The sequence below is a fragment of the Pseudonocardia hispaniensis genome (assembly GCF_042658695.1).
GTDB classification, from domain to species: Bacteria; Actinomycetota; Actinomycetes; order Mycobacteriales; family Pseudonocardiaceae; genus Pseudonocardia; species Pseudonocardia hispaniensis.
Genome location: NZ_JBHSQW010000034.1, coordinates 179,992 through 195,052, shown reverse-complemented (window position 1 = coordinate 195,052; position 15,061 = coordinate 179,992). Strand labels below are relative to the sequence as shown.

General features: G+C 72.5%; 14 protein-coding genes. 9 read left to right on the top strand and 5 right to left on the bottom strand.

The window, feature by feature from the left end; all coding sequences use genetic code 11:
• Window positions 1-171 precede the first annotated feature (171 nt).
• Both ACFQE5_RS16870 and ACFQE5_RS16865 read left to right on the top strand, forming a co-directional pair.
• The gene (locus ACFQE5_RS16870; protein WP_379586241.1) at window positions 172-849 is read left to right on the top strand and encodes a PadR family transcriptional regulator; all 678 of its coding nucleotides are present in this window, start codon (window positions 172-174) and stop codon (window positions 847-849) included.
• Window positions 850-859: 10 nt separating this feature from the next.
• The gene (locus tag ACFQE5_RS16865; protein ID WP_379586239.1) at window positions 860-1,003 is read left to right on the top strand and encodes a hypothetical protein; all 144 of its coding nucleotides are present in this window, start codon (window positions 860-862) and stop codon (window positions 1,001-1,003) included.
• Here the strand turns inward: ACFQE5_RS16865 and ACFQE5_RS16860 are convergent.
• Together ACFQE5_RS16860 and ACFQE5_RS16855 are read right to left on the bottom strand one after the other, a co-directional pair.
• A complete protein-coding gene (locus ACFQE5_RS16860; RefSeq protein WP_379586238.1) occupies window positions 985-1,833 on the bottom strand; it encodes an NAD(P)-dependent oxidoreductase in 849 nt (282 codons plus the stop codon). The two genes, ACFQE5_RS16865 and ACFQE5_RS16860, sit on opposite strands and share 19 nt — an antisense overlap.
• Window positions 1,834-1,859: 26 nt before the next feature.
• Window positions 1,860-2,660, bottom strand: coding sequence for a metal-dependent hydrolase (locus tag ACFQE5_RS16855; protein WP_379586236.1), 801 nt, complete (start codon window positions 2,658-2,660; stop codon window positions 1,860-1,862).
• Window positions 2,661-2,809: 149 nt separating this feature from the next.
• Between ACFQE5_RS16855 and ACFQE5_RS16850 the strand changes: the two genes are divergently transcribed.
• The gene (locus ACFQE5_RS16850; RefSeq protein WP_379586234.1) at window positions 2,810-3,556 is read left to right on the top strand and encodes an HpcH/HpaI aldolase family protein; all 747 of its coding nucleotides are present in this window, start codon (window positions 2,810-2,812) and stop codon (window positions 3,554-3,556) included.
• Between the two features lie 285 nt (window positions 3,557-3,841).
• Complete coding sequence (locus ACFQE5_RS16845) at window positions 3,842-4,132, top strand: hypothetical protein (protein WP_379586232.1); 291 nt, start codon at window positions 3,842-3,844, stop codon at window positions 4,130-4,132.
• A 16-nt stretch (window positions 4,133-4,148) separates the two neighbouring features.
• On the opposite strand, the gene ACFQE5_RS16840 is transcribed toward ACFQE5_RS16845, so the two are convergent.
• The gene (locus tag ACFQE5_RS16840) at window positions 4,149-5,096 is read right to left on the bottom strand and encodes a YihY/virulence factor BrkB family protein (RefSeq protein ID WP_379586231.1); all 948 of its coding nucleotides are present in this window, start codon (window positions 5,094-5,096) and stop codon (window positions 4,149-4,151) included.
• Window positions 5,097-5,232: 136 nt separating this feature from the next.
• Here ACFQE5_RS16840 and ACFQE5_RS16835 point away from each other — a divergent pair, with 136 nt between their 5' ends.
• Complete coding sequence (locus ACFQE5_RS16835; RefSeq protein WP_379586292.1) at window positions 5,233-6,243, top strand: C45 family autoproteolytic acyltransferase/hydolase; 1,011 nt, start codon at window positions 5,233-5,235, stop codon at window positions 6,241-6,243.
• Window positions 6,244-6,263: 20 nt separating this feature from the next.
• Here ACFQE5_RS16835 and gabT read toward each other — a convergent pair whose 3' ends face one another.
• Together gabT and ACFQE5_RS16825 are read right to left on the bottom strand one after the other, a co-directional pair.
• Window positions 6,264-7,601, bottom strand: a complete 1,338-nt coding sequence (gene gabT / locus ACFQE5_RS16830) for a 4-aminobutyrate--2-oxoglutarate transaminase (protein ID WP_379586228.1) — start codon at window positions 7,599-7,601, stop codon at window positions 6,264-6,266.
• Window positions 7,602-7,725: 124 nt separating this feature from the next.
• Complete coding sequence (locus ACFQE5_RS16825; protein WP_379586226.1) at window positions 7,726-9,234, bottom strand: PucR family transcriptional regulator; 1,509 nt, start codon at window positions 9,232-9,234, stop codon at window positions 7,726-7,728.
• Between the two features lie 212 nt (window positions 9,235-9,446).
• Here ACFQE5_RS16825 and ACFQE5_RS16820 point away from each other — a divergent pair, with 212 nt between their 5' ends.
• From ACFQE5_RS16820 to ACFQE5_RS16805, 4 genes are all read left to right on the top strand, one after another.
• Window positions 9,447-10,868, top strand: a complete 1,422-nt coding sequence (locus ACFQE5_RS16820; RefSeq protein ID WP_379586225.1) for an amidase — start codon at window positions 9,447-9,449, stop codon at window positions 10,866-10,868.
• Between the two features lie 32 nt (window positions 10,869-10,900).
• Window positions 10,901-12,469 (top strand): biotin carboxylase, encoded by a 1,569-nt coding sequence (locus tag ACFQE5_RS16815; RefSeq protein WP_379586223.1) that lies wholly within the window; start codon window positions 10,901-10,903, stop codon window positions 12,467-12,469.
• Window positions 12,470-12,571: 102 nt separating this feature from the next.
• Window positions 12,572-13,516, top strand: coding sequence for a universal stress protein (locus ACFQE5_RS16810; protein ID WP_379586290.1), 945 nt, complete (start codon window positions 12,572-12,574; stop codon window positions 13,514-13,516).
• Window positions 13,513-15,051 (top strand): APC family permease, encoded by a 1,539-nt coding sequence (locus ACFQE5_RS16805; protein ID WP_379586221.1) that lies wholly within the window; start codon window positions 13,513-13,515, stop codon window positions 15,049-15,051. Before ACFQE5_RS16810 ends, ACFQE5_RS16805 begins: the two co-directional genes overlap by 4 nt.
• Window positions 15,052-15,061: the final 10 nt, after the last annotated feature.

Genomic DNA, 15,061 nt, shown 5'->3' with positions numbered 1-15,061 from the left:
CGGCCATGGAGGCGGCGCCGAGGCCCACACCGGCGGTGCGTCATTGATTGGATGACAGATGGCGGGGGTCGACCCTTCGGCTGTCCGTGACGATGAACCGCGCCGCAGCCCCCTTCAAGGGTGATTATGGAAAACCTTCCGTCACGTACGGCGACCGTTACGATCGCCTCCGTGAACGCCCTCCGATTGTCGACGACGTCCTATGTCGTACTGGGCATGATCGCGGTTCGTGGGCCCTCGACGCCGTATTCCCTCAAACGGGTGGTCGGCGCCTCGGTCGGGTTGTTCTGGCACTTCCCGCACGCGCAGCTGTACTCCGAGCCCGCCCGGTTGGCCACGCTCGGGCTGCTGGACGTGGCGATCGAGGACACCGGGCGGCGGCGCAGGACGTACTCGCTGACCGCGGCCGGGCGCGCGGCGCTCGAGGCCTGGCTCACCGCCCCGACCGACGACCTTTTTCAGCTCCGCGACGTCGCGGAGCTGAAGCTGTTCTTCGGCTGCATCGGCGACGCCCTCGACGTCGCCGCGCTCGCCCAGGAGCAGATCAAGCGGCACGAGAACCGGATCGCGGCCTACGAGCGAATGCAGGACCGACTCGGCGACGATCGGATGGCCCGCTCGCGCAGGCCGACCGTCGAGCTGGGGCTGGAGATCGAGTATGCGGCGCTGCGGTTCTGGACCGCGCTCGCCGACGACGACCTCGACCGGCTGCGGCACGGGCGCCGGATCCGCGAGGACCCCGAGACGCAGCGCACCGTGACAGACCGAGCCACACCTTCGAGTGACATTCGGTCAACGACCACGACGCTGACGGGCGATGAAGCCACGCTGGGCGATACCCCCACGTAAGGAGCTCCTCATGAAGCGCACCCGCCTGGTGTCGGCGACCTTGCTCAGCGCGCTCGTCGCGGCGCTCACGATCGGGTGGGCGACGGCCGCGAAGGCCGATCCCGCGGCCAACCGCGGCTGGGACAGCGGCCCCAGCTACGTCGCGGCCGGCTGAGCGCAAGCCGGGAAACCCGGCAGCGACCCGGCGGCCACACGCCGGTAGATCTCCGCGGCGGCCCGGCCCACGCCGTCGGGCAGCCCGATCGCCGAGATCGCGTCGGCGGCCTCGTCCAGCTCGGCGGCCCACCGCCTCGCCGTGGTCCCCACGAGCTGAGCCACCGCGGACCGCTCGGCGGCCAGATCCACGCCGGTCCGGGCCAGCTCGCCGCGCAACGCCTCGTCCACCCCGAACCGGTTCGCGGCGGCCGCGACCTGCAGCCAGATCGCCGCACGCACCTCGCTGTGCAACGTGAAACAGGCCTTGAGCGCGCTCGCGGCACCGAGCTCGGTACCGAGCACCTGCGCGGCGAACGGCGAGCCGGCGAACAGGTCGGCGACCGCGCCCGCCGCCTCCCCCGACAACCACAGCACCGAACGTCCCGGTTCCCAGGCCGGCGGGCCGATCACCACACCGTCGACGACCCGCGCCGCGCCCAGCAGCGTCCCGATCGCGCGCACGGTGTCCGGGGACACCGCGTTGGCCTCGACGAACAGCGGCGGATCCGGGCGTCCGGCGATCGCCGCCGCGACCTGTTCGGCGACCTCGCGCGCGGCATGCGGCGGGCAGGTCGAGACGATCACGTCGCAGCGGCGGGCCAGCTCGGCGACGTCGGGGACGCCGACGAGATCGGCCAGTTCCGCGCGCTTGGCCGTCTGGTGGCTGCGACCCGCCGCGGCCCAGACCACCGCGCCCGCCACCGGCTTGAGCGCCGAGCCGAGGGCCGCCCCCATCGCCCCGGGATGGAGGATGCCGATCACCGGGCGGGGCCCGAGCCTGTGCTCCATGGGCGCATCATCGTCCATCGGGGCCCTCAGCGCGCCACCAGTTGCCCGAGCCGGTCGCCGATCTCCACCGCGAGCGGCAGCACCCCGGGTACGACCAGCACCGCCAGCACCAGCACGCCGACCGTGAGCGCGGGCGCCACGAGCATCGTCTCCACCCGTCCGCCCGCGCGGAACCGCAGCGGCCGCGGAGTCCCGACCGGGTACCAGCGGCGGCGCCGGATGGTCAGCGGCCACAGCAGCGGCGCGCCGGACTCGGTGACCGCGTCGCCGACCGCGTGCACCAGCATGCCCAGGGTCACCGCCGCGCCGAGCCATCCCGCCGTCCCGGCGGTGCCGCCGGGCACCCAGGCCTCGATGGCGTAGGTGAGCCCCGCCGCGATCACCAGCGACGGCGGTCCGGGGACGAGCGCGTCGAGGCCCTTGATCGCCAGCGCCAGGCACACGAACAGCGTGCCGACCAGCACCGGGGTGCCCCAGCGCGCCGAGGCGAGGTTCACCGCCATCCCGATCAGCACCGCGCAGACGACGGTGTGGGTGAGGCCGCGGTGGGTGCCGCGACCGGTGTCGCGGGGCGCCCGAGTGAGCCGATAGAGCAACGCCGAGAGGGGGCGCACCACCCGGCTGGCCATCATCGATGCCCAGGAGAACCGGCGGGTCGCCGTCGAGCTCGGGTGGTCGAGATCGGGCAGCAGCGCCGCGCCCGCGCAGACCGCGGCGAAGGTGAGCACGCTGCCCGCGGTGGGCGGCACCTCGACCAGCCAGGACCCGAAACCCGCCACCGCCAGACCCAACGCCGCACCCGACAGGGCGTGACTGACCCCGAGCACCCGCCCACCTACTCCCGTTGTGACCGGCGGACGAGCCTATCCGGCCGGCCGGCGGGCATGATCACACCGTGCCGGGGCGGCGGTCGGCCCGAGCCGTCCGGACCCGACCCGGCACGCGGCGGGGGCAGCCGATCGGGCAGGGTACCTGTGTGACCGAGGACCTCGTGGCGCGGCTCGGCGACGACCTCGTGGGCGGCTGGATGCAGCTGCCCGGCTCGGCGACCGCCGAGCTCATGGGGTCGATCGGTTTCGGGTTCGTCTGCCTCGACACCCAGCATGGCCTGATCGGTGAGGAGGCGCTGCTGCCGATGCTGCAGGCGCTCACCGCGACCGGCACACCGGCGCTGGTGCGGGTGGCGGGCAACTCCCCCGCCCTGATCGGCAAGGCGCTCGACCGGGGCGCGGACGGCGTGGTCGTCCCGCTGGTCAGCTCCGCCGCCGAGGCCGCGGCCGCGGTCGCGGCCTGTCGCTATCCGCCCGCGGGCTCGCGCAGCTTCGGTCCGGTGCGGGCCGGGTGGCGCTCACGCCTGGCGCCGCAGTCCCGGGAACCGCTGTGCATCGTCATGATCGAGACGGTGGCGGCGGTGGAGGCACTGGATGCGATCCTCGCCGTCGGCGGGATCGACGCGGTGTTCGTCGGACCCTCGGACCTCGCGCTGAGCGCCGGGCTCCCGCTCGGTGCGCCCGTCGGGGACCCGCGGTTCGACGCCCTCCTGCGCCGGATCGTGCGGCCATGCCGGGACCGTGGCCTGCCCGTCGGCATCTACAGCGCCTCCGCCGGGCATGTGCACCACTACCGCGGCCTGGGATTCACCTACTTCGCGCTGATGTCGGAGGCCTCGATGCTCGTCGCCGCGGCGGCCGAGCACCTGGCGGCCAGCCGGGCCCGCCGCTGACCCGACCCCGGGACCGCGTCATGGATCCATCACGTCGCCACACACTGGCCCTGGACCGCGTCATGGCTCCGTAACGTGCTCAGCCGCGAGGCCGCGACCGGCCGAACAACGACCCGCCGCAATTCGACGCAATGCATACCATTGCTTTGTGCTGGGTGGTCCTCGCCGAGGCCGAGGACGGCCGGAGCTTCGTCGTGACGGCCCGCGACATGACCGACGGCGAACGCCGCGCCTTTCAGCGCCGAGCACAGTGACCGACCCCGCCCACAGGAGGACGGATATCCCATGAACCAGATGGAGCTGGCTGAACTTCGCGACCACTTCGACAGCACCGACCTCAGCGGCGAGATCGAGCAGGCCCGCTGGGAACGCGACGTCGACCCGGATCCGATGGTCACCACGTCCCTGCGGCTGCCCAGGTCCTTGCTCGACTGGGTCCGCGAGCAGGCCGACCGGGAACGCGTGAAGCCGACCGCGCTCATCCGCCGATGGATCGAGGACCGGCGATCCGGCGGGGACGACGTGGTCGCCCGACTCGAACGGCTCGAACGAGCGGTGTTCCACCGGGCGAGCTGACAGTCGGACTGGTCGCTCAGCCGCGAGGCCGCGCCCTGCGCCGGGTGCGCAGTCGGGCCGGCCACACCGCCTGGATCGAGGCGTTGAAATGCGCGCCCAGCACGATGGCCAGCCCGATGAAGAACGCGGCGAGCAGGAACGCGATCGGGGCGGCCAGCGCGCCGTAGGTGAAGCCCGTCGTGGTCAGCCAGTTGATGTAGATCCGCAGCCCGGTGGCCCCGAGCAGGAACACGATCGCGGCCAGCAGCGCGCCGGGAAGCCCGCGCCACCACGGCGGTTTCGCCGGCAGCGCCACCTTGTACAGGGTGGTCAGCGCCAGCACGAGCAAACTGCCCAGCACCGGGTAGTAGAGCAGGCCGATGAGCGTCACCGCGGTCGGCCGCCAGGGTCCGGGCAGCAGCTGCGGCAGCAGGTCCGGGCCCAGCGCGAGCACCGGCAGGGCGATGATGCCGGCGACCAGGCCGACCAGGTACAGCAGCAGGGCCAGGATCCGCTGCCAGACCGGGTTGCGGTGGCCATACTGGTCATGGGCGCGGGTGATCGCGTCGACGAACGCCGACATCGCCGAGGATCCCGACCACCACGAGATCAGGAAGCCGAGCGAGACGAGCTCGCTGCGCCCCGTCGACAGCATCTGCTCCACGGTCGGGGCGATGATCTGGTCGACGGCGTTGCGGCTGAACACCCCGCTGGTCCAGGTGATGATCCGGTCCTGGACGACCTCCACGGTGTCCGGCCCGAACCAGCCTCCGATGTACCCGAGTGCACCCAGCAGTCCGAGCAGCAACGGCGGCAGCGACAGCGTCTGCCAGAACGCGGCGGCCGCCGCCTCGGAGAAGATGTTGTCGTCCCACGCCCGGGTGAGGGTGCGCGCGGCCAGGGCGCGAACGCCGGTCCGGGGCGCCGTCGTCGCCGAGCCGTCCCGGTCCGCGGCGCCCGACGTCGCGGCTGGCCCGTCGTTCACCCCGTCAGGATGCCCCCACGGCCGGGCCGCCGCCCATTCCCGCCCGCTCGCACTACCCTGTCCCTGATCGCCCACGCCGCGGGACGGGACGCGACGGGGTCGCGGCGCGCAGCGGAAGGAGTGACCGGACGTGGCGATGCAGGGCGGCGCCCTAGAGTACCGCCAGGTTCTTCGTGCGGTCACCGAGGCCGAGCCCGCCACCCGCTGGCAGCGCCGCTTCGCGGCAACCTGGCCCGGCTACCGCCGGTGGTACCTGCGACCGGATCGGACCCCCCGACCGGACCGGGCCACCGCCGAGCGCATGGTGCTGCGGCACATGCCGGAGTTGGCCGCGACCTATCACCGGCTCGTCGACCTGACCGGCCAGGACGAGACCGCGGCGCGGTTCCTGAGCCTGTGGAACCCACCGCGGTTCCTGCCCGGCTGTTCGCAGCTGGCGCTCGCGAGGCCGTGGCCGGTGTTGTGCCGCAACTACGACTACGCACCCGACCTGTTCGAGGCGGTGGTGTACTCCACCCGGTTCACCGGGCGGCGGGTGCTCGGCATGGCCGACTGCCTGTGGGGGCTGCTGGACGGGATGAACGATGCGGGCCTTGCCGTCTCACTGGCCTTCGGCGGCCGGGCGGGTTGCGGCGAGGGCTTCGGGATCCCACTGGTGGTGCGCTACCTGCTCGAGGTCGCCGAGACGACGGCGCAGGCCCGCGAGGTGCTCGTCCGGCTGCCCGTGTCGATGAGCTACAACCTCACGATCATCGACGCCACCGGCACCGTGGTCACCGCATATCTCGACCCCGGGGGCCCACCCGAGTTCTCCGCGTCGGGCGCCGCGACCAACCACCGGGGCGAGCCACCCGATGACCCCGAACGTGCCCAGGGGCTGCGCAGCGTGCAGCGGCGCTCGGCACTGCTGGGGCTGGCGGCGCACCAGCCCGGGACGACCGAGCTGGTGACCGCGTTCCTGGCCGACCCCCTCTACAACACGGGCTTCTCCCGCGCGTTCGGGACGCTGTACACGGCGTTGTACCGGCCGACCGCAGGGTTCGTCGACCTCCACTGGCCGGGCCGGCGGTGGCGGCGCGGGTTCGACGACCCCGACGCGACGAGGACGGTCACGCTGCGCGAGCCGGACCCGCTCCTGGTGCGTTAGCCGGCCGGTGCGGGCGCGGTTCAGGTCCCGGCCACCTCTCCCAGGGCCGATTCGAAGATCGATATTCCGCGGTCGAGCAGCTCCTCGGTGATCACCAGCGGTGGCAGGAAGCGCACGACGTTCCCGTACGTGCCGCAGGTCAGGGTGAGCAGACCGGCCCGGTGGCAGGCCTGGTTCACGGCGGCGGTGGTGGCCGCGTCGGGAGTCTTCGCGTCCCGGTCGCTCACCAGCTCGACGGCCTGCATCAACCCGCGTCCCCGCACGTCGCCGATGGCGTCGTACTTCTCGGCGAGCGCGACGAGCCGCGAACGGAGGATCTCCCCGAGCTCGGCCGCCCGGGTCGCGAGGTGTTCCACGCGCATCGTCTCGATCGCGCCGAGCGCGGCGGCACAGGCGACGGGGTTGCCGCCGTAGGTGCCGCCCAGCCCGCCGGTGTGCACGGCGTCCATCAGCTCCGCGCGGCCGGTGACCGCGGCGAGCGGCAGGCCACCGGCGATCGCCTTACCGGTGGTGATCAGGTCGGGTACGACGCCCTCGTGCTCGCAGGCGAACCAGTCTCCGGTGCGGCAGAACCCGGTCTGGATCTCGTCGGCGATGAACACGATCCCGTTCTCCCGGCACCATCGCGCGACCCGGGCGACGAAGCCGGCCGCCGGCACGATGAACCCGCCCTCTCCCTGGATCGGCTCCAGGATCACCGCGGCGGTGTTCTGCTCGCCGACCTGGGCACGCACCTGGGCGACGAACCCCTCGAACGCCTCCTCGGCACATCCCTGCGGGCCGGTGGGCCATCGGTAGGGATACGCCATCGGGACCCGATGGATCTCCCCCGCGAAGGGGCCGAATCCGGACTTGTACGGCATCGACTTCGCGGTCAGCGCCATCGTCAGGTTGGTGCGGCCGTGGTAGGCGTGGTCGAAGGCGACGACGGTGTCGCGGCCGGTCGCGTACCGGGCGATCTTCACCGCGTTCTCCACGGCCTCCGCACCGGAGTTGAACAGCGCGGAGCGCTTGTCGTGCCGGCCCGGGGTCAGCTCGTTGAGCCGTTCGCAGACCTCCACGTACGGCTCGTACGCGGTGACCATGAAGCAGGTGTGGGTGAACCGTTCCACCTGCTCGCGGACCCCGGAGACGACGCGCGGAGCGCCGTTGCCGACGCTCGTCACCGCGATCCCGCTGGCGAAGTCGATCAGCTCGTTGCCGTCGACGTCGCGCAGGAGCGCTCCGGACGCCTCCTCGATGTAGACCGGAAGCCCGGTGCCGACGGCCGCGCTCACCGCCTTGGTCCGTCGCGCGTGCAGGGCGGCCGACGCCGGGCCGGGAACGTCGGTCGCGAGCAGGGGGTACCGGGCGACCATCGCAGCTCCTCGGTGTCGACGCGGTCGGTCAGCGATTCGAGGCTAGGCGGATCCAGGCCTGGCGGAATTGGCCACTTCGTACAGGTCCAGGATCGACCGTGCCGGATCGTCCAGTTGCACGGTGCTACCCCGACTGCTCCGACAGCTGCATGGCCAGCCAGATCTCCGCCCGCAGATCCGGTGAGTCCAGCCGGCGACCGAGCAGCTTCTCGGCCTTGCGCACCCGGTTGCGCAGGGTGTGGCGGTGCACGCCGAGCTCCGCTGCGGCGGGGTCCCACTGTCCGTGGTGGGACAGCCACGCCCGCAGCGAGCGCAGCAGATCCCCCCGCTCGGCCGCGGAGTCCTCACGCAGCGGCCGCAGCAGCGACGCGCTGAACTGCGCGGCGGCCGTCGCCGGGAGCAGCTCGAGCAGACCCGGGCGCGGCACGTCGCGGAACCGGGTGGTCCGGCTGCCCTCCGCCGCCCCGTGCGCGGCCGCGCGCCGAGCCTCGGTCCGGGCCCGGTCCAGGTCGCCGTAACCGGCGGGCTCCGACACTCCGATCCGCAGCCCCTCGATCCCGCCGAGCGCGCGCAGCAGCACCTGCTCGTCATCCCCGTCGGCCGCGACCACGCAGACCAGACCCTCGTCGATCTGCCCGTGCAGGGCCCGCGCCGCGGCGACGTGCCGGTCCCGGGCGAGCCGGTCCCGCGCCGCGGCCAGCGCGTACCGTGTCCCCGCGCATTCGAGAACCGACACCGGCTCGGCCGGAAGCCCGTTCCACAGGTCGGCGGCGACCGATCCGACCAGCTCGGTCTGGCCGGCGAACAGCAGCCGCAGGACGCTGGCCTGAAGCCGGCGGCCGCCCTGGCTGACCATCCGCGAGCGGTTCAGCGACAGCGTCAGCAGCGGGACCGCGGCGTTGACGACCTGCCGCTCGGCCGAGGTCAGCGCGCCGGCCCGGCCGACGGCGAGGAAGCCGAGGACCTCGGTGCCCGCGGTCAGCGACTGCACCCAGGTCTCCGCCGGGCCTTCGCGGGTGACGACGCTGGCCGCGCCGGGCGCGTCCCGCAGCCGGACCAGGTCGGCCCGCAGCGCCGATGTCCGCTCGGCCGCGACGGCCGGTGCCGAGGCGATCACGGTCCCCGCCCGGTTGAGCAGCAGGCCCCAACCGTCGGTCAGGCGCACCACCTCGTCCAGCACCGCCGCCACCCCGCCCCGACCCACCGCCGCGGCGGTGAGGGTGTGCTGGGCGTGCAGGACGTACTCCTTGGCCGCCAGCTCGCGGCGGGTGATCGCCCGCGCCACCGCTCGGGTGATCGCCAGGAACGGCGTGGCCCTGGGCACCTCCAGCAGTGGCAGCCCCAGGCGTTCGGCCGACTCGACCAGCGGCGGGGGCACCGTGTCCCAGCCGAGGCCGGTCCCGAACCCGATCGCGGCGACCTCGGCCGCCGCCAGGCGAGCGACATACTCGCCCAGCGCCGTCTCCCCCTGCGGGAGGTTGACGCCGGTCAGCAGGAGCAGCTCGCCGCCCTCCAGGAACTCCGTCGGGTTCACCAGCTCGCTCGCGTGCGCCCAGGTGACCTCCCGCCCGACCGCGGCGGCCCCGGCGACCAACCGCAACCGCAGCTCCGGCATCCCGAGCAGCTCGCGCACCGTGATCATCGTGTGGCCCCCCGCGGGACGGTCCGGCACGGTTCGCCCGCCGGCCACGCCGATCCGTCGTCCACCCGCTGTCCCTTCCGACCGTCGATCCCGAGTCGATCCCGCGACCGCGGAATCTGTAGTTAGACAGAATGGCAGATCATCCGAAAAAGTATCGGATTCGTCCAATATCGGGGAGACCGGCCCGCCCACACACTCCGGATATGACCTTCCCCACATCCGCCGCACCGGCCGGGCTGACGCCACCGGCGGATCCCCGGCTGCGCGCCTCGGCCACCGAACTGCTCGCGCTGCTGCGGGCGGGCGAGGTGAGCGCGGCCGAGGTGCTCGAGGCGGTCCTGGGCCGATGCGACGAGATCGCGGGCCCGGTGAACCCGTTCGCGATCCGGCTCGACGAGCAGGCGCGGGCCGCGGCTGCGGAGTCGGACCGGCGAATCGCGAACGGCACGGCGCGGCCCCTGGAGGGACTGCCCGTGACCGCGAAGGACTCGCAGTGGCTGGCCGGCGTGCCGACCACCTCGGGCAGCCGGGCCCGCCCGGGTTTCGTCCCGGCCGCGACCCTCAGCTGTCTGCGCCGGGTGATCGACGCCGGCGCCGTGGTCTTCGCGAAGACCACCACCTCGGAGTTCTGCTACTCCGGGATCTCCACCGCGCCCGCCTTCGGCGTCACCGCCAACCCGCACGACCTCACCCGCACCGCCGGAGGGTCGTCCGGCGGCGCCGCGGCGCAGGTCGCCGCCTACGCCGGCCCGGTCGGGCTCGGCGGCGACGGAGGCGGGTCCATCCGGATCCCGGCGGCGTTCTGCGGGCTGGTCGGCCACAAGCCCACCTTCGGGCTCGTCGGCCACGAACCCTCCGACCCCGGGTGGAAGACCCTCGTCGCCGTCGGGCCACTGACCCGCACCGCTGCGGACGCCGCCCTGCTGCTGGACGTGCTGGCCGGTCCCGATGCCCGGGACCGGCATTCCGTCCACGCCGCCCCCGAACCGGCCAGGTCCGGGCCGCTGCGGGTCGCGGTCAGCGAGGACCTCGGTTTCGCCGCCGTCGACCCCGACGTGCGGACCGCGTTCCGCCGTGCGGTGGACGCACTGGCCGCGGCGGGAGCACAGATCGTGCCGGCCGACCCGGGGCTGGGCAGCTCGGTGCGGGACTGGGCCGTGATCGCGGCGGCCGAGGCCCGATGGGCGCAGGCCCACGAGTACACCGCGCGCCCGGGGCTGCTGTCTCCACAGGTCCGGGACTACCTCGCGTTCGGCGAGACCGTCACGGCCGAGCGCTACATCCGGGCGCAGTTCCGGCGTGAGGAGATCCACCGGGCCTATGTGGACCTGTTCACCGCCACCGGCACGAGCGCGCTGTTCACCCCGGCCCTGGGCTGCGTGGCGTTCGACGCCAGTCGCGCGTACCCGGAACGGATCGGCGGCGTCGCGGTCGAGGAGCCCTGGCTGGACTGGGCACCGTTCCTCTACGACGCCAACCTGGCCGGCCTGCCCGCCTGCACGGTCCCGATCGGAACGGGCGAGGGCGGGCTGCCCGTCGGCGGGCAGCTGCTCGGGCCCCGCTGCTCGGACCGGCACCTGCTGCGCATCGCCGGGCTGCTCTCCGACGCCCTCGACCGGCACTGACTCCCACGACCTCGAACAAGGGAACGACGGCCATGGCCAAGACGACAAAACCCACGACGACGAAACCCACGACGACGAAACCCACGACGCCGGGGACCCCGCGCCGGGCCCGCGAGCAGGCCGGCAAGACCCGGCTCGCCGAGCCGGGCACACCCGCCCGCAAGCCGCTGCGCGGGGTGTCGCAGATCCGCGCGTTCTTCCGGCGCAACACGACGCCGATCTACTTCGTCTCCCCCACGGCGTTCAACCTGCTCGGGGTGGACCGGTGGGTCTCGGGCTTCCACTACGTCAACTACCTCGACTCCTTCGACGGCACGCATCCGCGCGTGTTCGTCCCCCAGGCACGCGGGGTCGACGGGTTCGGCTCGATGGAGGAGATGAACAACCACCTGCTCGCCCATCCGGAGGTCTACGACCTGGTGCGGGAGAAGGGCCGCGGCAAGGCGGTGCTGGTGATGTTCGACGAGGAGACCGAGCGGTTGGCCGGCGAACTGGGCATCGAGATCGCGATGCCGTCCGCCGCGCTGCGCCACCGCCTGGACTCCAAGCTGGTCACCACGCGGCTGGGCAACGAGGCCGGCGTGCCCAGCGTGCCCAACGTGCTCGGGCGGGTCGAGGACTACGACGGCCTGCTCGCGCTGTCCGCCTCGGCCGGGCTCGGCGAGGACCTGGTCGTGCAGCTGCCCTGGGGCGACTCGGGAAAGACCACCTTCTTCGTCGACGGCCGGCAGGCCTTCGAGGCCGCAGCCGCCGAACACGTCCTCACCGGCGTCGAGCTCAAGGTGATGAAACGGATCGACTGCCGGGCGGTCGCGGTGGAGGCCGTGCTGACCCGGCACGGCACGCTCGTCGGGCCGATCATGGCCGACATCACCGGGCACCCCGAACTGACCCCCTACCAGGGTGGCTGGGCAGGCAACGACGTGCACCTCGACGTTCTCGACGACAAGCAGCGGGCCCGGGCGCGGGTGCTCACCGAGCACCTCGGCGACCGGCTGGCCAGCGAGGGGTACCGGGGCTTCTTCGAGGTCGACTACCTCGTCGACACCGGCAGCGGCGAGCTGTACCTGGGCGAGCTCAACCCGCGGCTGTCCGGGATCAGCTCGATGACCAACGTGACCGCGGGCGCCTACGCCGAGCTGCCGCTGTTCCTGTTCCACCTGCTCGAGTTCCTCGACGTCGACTACGAGATCGACGTCGCGGAGATCAACTCCCGGTGGGCCGACCCGGACACCATCGACGTCTGGAGCCAACTGGTGATCAAGCACACCGGCGAGGACGTCGGCCTGCTGACCGAGGCACCGGCGACCGGCATCTGGCGCAGCGGCCCGCGGGGCCGCGTGACCTTCGACCGGCCGGCCACCGACTGGCACGACCTCTGCGATGACACCGAGGGCTTCTACCTGCGAATCGCCGGGCCCGGCGACTACCTCTACAAGGGCGCCGACATCGGGATCCTGGTCAGCCGGGGACGGCTCCAGTCCGGCGAAGGCACCCTCACCCCGCTGTGCCGGCGGTGGGTCGACGGGCTCCGCCGGCAGGTCCGCGCGACCCCGGTGGGTGAGCTGCCGGATTCCGCGACGGTTCCCGCGGCGAAGTGACGGGCCCGCACGATCGGGCTTGCCGACTGAGACAACGATCACAACGATGGGCGGTCGGGCCGCGCTTCGAGCCCGGGTCCGGCCGGATTCCTGGAGGTGAGCATGCACTTCATCGTGGGATATGCCGCTGACGACCACGGCCGGGAAGCTCTTGCCCTGGGCGCCTGGCTGGCCCGCCAGCACGAGGCCGACCTGACGGTGGCCTACGTGGTGCCCGAGGAGTTCCCGATCGCCACCCGGGCGCACGCCCGCTCGTCCTTCCCGCCGGAGATCGAGGCGCAGGTCGACGAGTGGCTGCAGGCGGCGCAAAGCTGGGTCGTCGCACGCGGCGGCGTCCGGGTGCAGGCCCGCGTGGTGGCGGCCGACTCGCCCGCCCGAGGGCTTGCGCAGCTGGCCACCCGGTCCGGCGCGAGCATGATCGTGCTGGGCAGCTCCCGGACCTCGAGCCTGCGCCACTTCGGCATCGGCACGGTCTCCGGCCAGCTGCTGCACTCCTCCCCGGTCGCGCTGGCGCTCGCGCCGCGCGGCCTGGACATCGCCGCCGACCGGCCGGTGCATCGCGTCTGGTGCGGCTACGCCGGCACCGCGCGCAGCCGCGAGGCGCTGACCGCGGCGATGCAGCTCGCCCGCCGCAGCGGCGCACCGCTGCGGCTGGTGACCTTCGTCGTCCCGGACGGCGTCGGCATGCTCGGCGCGGGTGACGTCGAACAGATCGTGCGCCGCCATCGCGCGGAGGCGCACACCGCGCTGACCGAGGCACTGTCCATGGTGGATGCGGACGTCGAAGCCGATACGGCGATCGCCGCCGGGCCCGATGTCGCGGCCGGGTTCGCCGGGCTGGACACCGCCGACGGCGATGTGCTGGTGCTCGGCTCCTCCGACGCCGGTCCGGTCGAGCGGGTGTTCTTCGGTGGCACCGCCTCACGCCTGCTACGCGGCTGCCCGCTCCCGGTCGTCGCCGTGCCGCGCGGCGGGACGGAGGTGCCGCTGGACGTCACCACGGAACTGCCGGCGATCCGGCCGATGCCGAGCGAGGTGCACCGATGAGTGACACGCAACGGGTCTCCCGCGTCGCCGCTACCGGATCGGACGTGCACGTCAAGGGACTGTCCAGCGGGTCGGTCGGACTCCTGGGCAGCATGACGCTCGGCGTGTCCAGCGTGGCGCCCGCCTACACCCTCACCGCGACCCTCGGGATCATCGTGGCCGCGGTGGGGCTGAAGATGCCGGCGATCTTCATCGCGGGCTTCATCCCGATGTTCCTCACCGCATACGGCTACCGGGAGCTCAACCGGCGCATCCCCGACTGCGGCACGTCGTTCACGTGGGCGACCAAGGCGTTCGGCCCCTCTGTCGGATGGCTGTGCGGCTGGGGGGCGGTCGTCGCGACCGTCATCGTGCTGTCGAACCTCGCCGGGGTCGCCGTCACGTTCTTCTACCTGTTCCTGGCGCGGCTGACCGGAGTGGAATCGATCGCCGAGCTGGCCTCGAACACGGCGGTCAACATCGCGACCTGCATCGCGTTCATCGGGGTGGCCACGTTCATCGCCTACCGCGGCATCACGACCACCGAGCGGGTCCAGTCCGTGCTCGTCGCGTTCCAGATGCTCGTGCTGGCCGGTTTCGTGGTGGCCGCGATCGTCGCCTCGTTCTCCGCCCCGACCGGCATCGCGTTCGAGTGGAGCTGGTTCAACCCGTTCACCGACCTGACGCTCACCGCGTTCATCGCGGGCGTGGTGGGTTCGATCTTCGCCTTCTGGGGCTGGGACACCTGCCTGACCGTCAACGAGGAGAGCAAGGACGCCGACAAGATGCCCGGCCGGGCCGCGCTGCTGACGGTGCTGACGATCCTGGCCACGTATCTGCTGGTCGCGATCGCGGCGATGATGTACGCCGGGATCGGCACCCGGGGCATCGGCCTCGGCAACGAGGAGACCTCCGCCGACGTGTTCGCCGCGCTCGCCGAGCCGGTGATGGGGCACTGGCCGTCCCTGCTGCTGTTCCTGGCCGTGCTGGCCTCCAGCGCCGCCAGCCTGCAGACGACGTTCCTCCCCCCGGCCCGCAGCCTGCTGGCGATGGGTGAGTACCAGGCCATCCCGCAGCGGTTCGCCAGAATCCACCCGCGCTTCCTCATCCCGAGCTACGCGACGCTGACCTGCGGGATCGGCACCGCGGTGTTCTACGCCGTGATGATGCTGCTGTCCGAGCGCGTCCTGACCGACACCATCCTGTCGCTGGGCATCATGATCTGCTTCTACTACGGGCTGACCGCGTTCGCCTGCGTCTGGTACTTCCGCCACGAGCTGTTCACCAGCGCGTTCAACGTCGTGTTCAAGCTCGTGTTCCCGCTGCTGGGCGGCACCATGCTCGGGGTGGTCTTCGTGATCTCGCTGATCGACAGCTACGACCCCGCAAACGGCAGCGGCGCCCAGATCGGCGGGGTCGGCCTGGTGTTCATCCTCGGCCTCGGGCTCCTGCTGCTCGGTGCCGTCCTGATGCTCGTCTGGCGGGTCCGGCACCCGGCGTTCTTCACGGGCCAGACCCTGCGCCACGACACCCCGACGCTCGTCGTTCCCGGATGAGGAGAGTCCA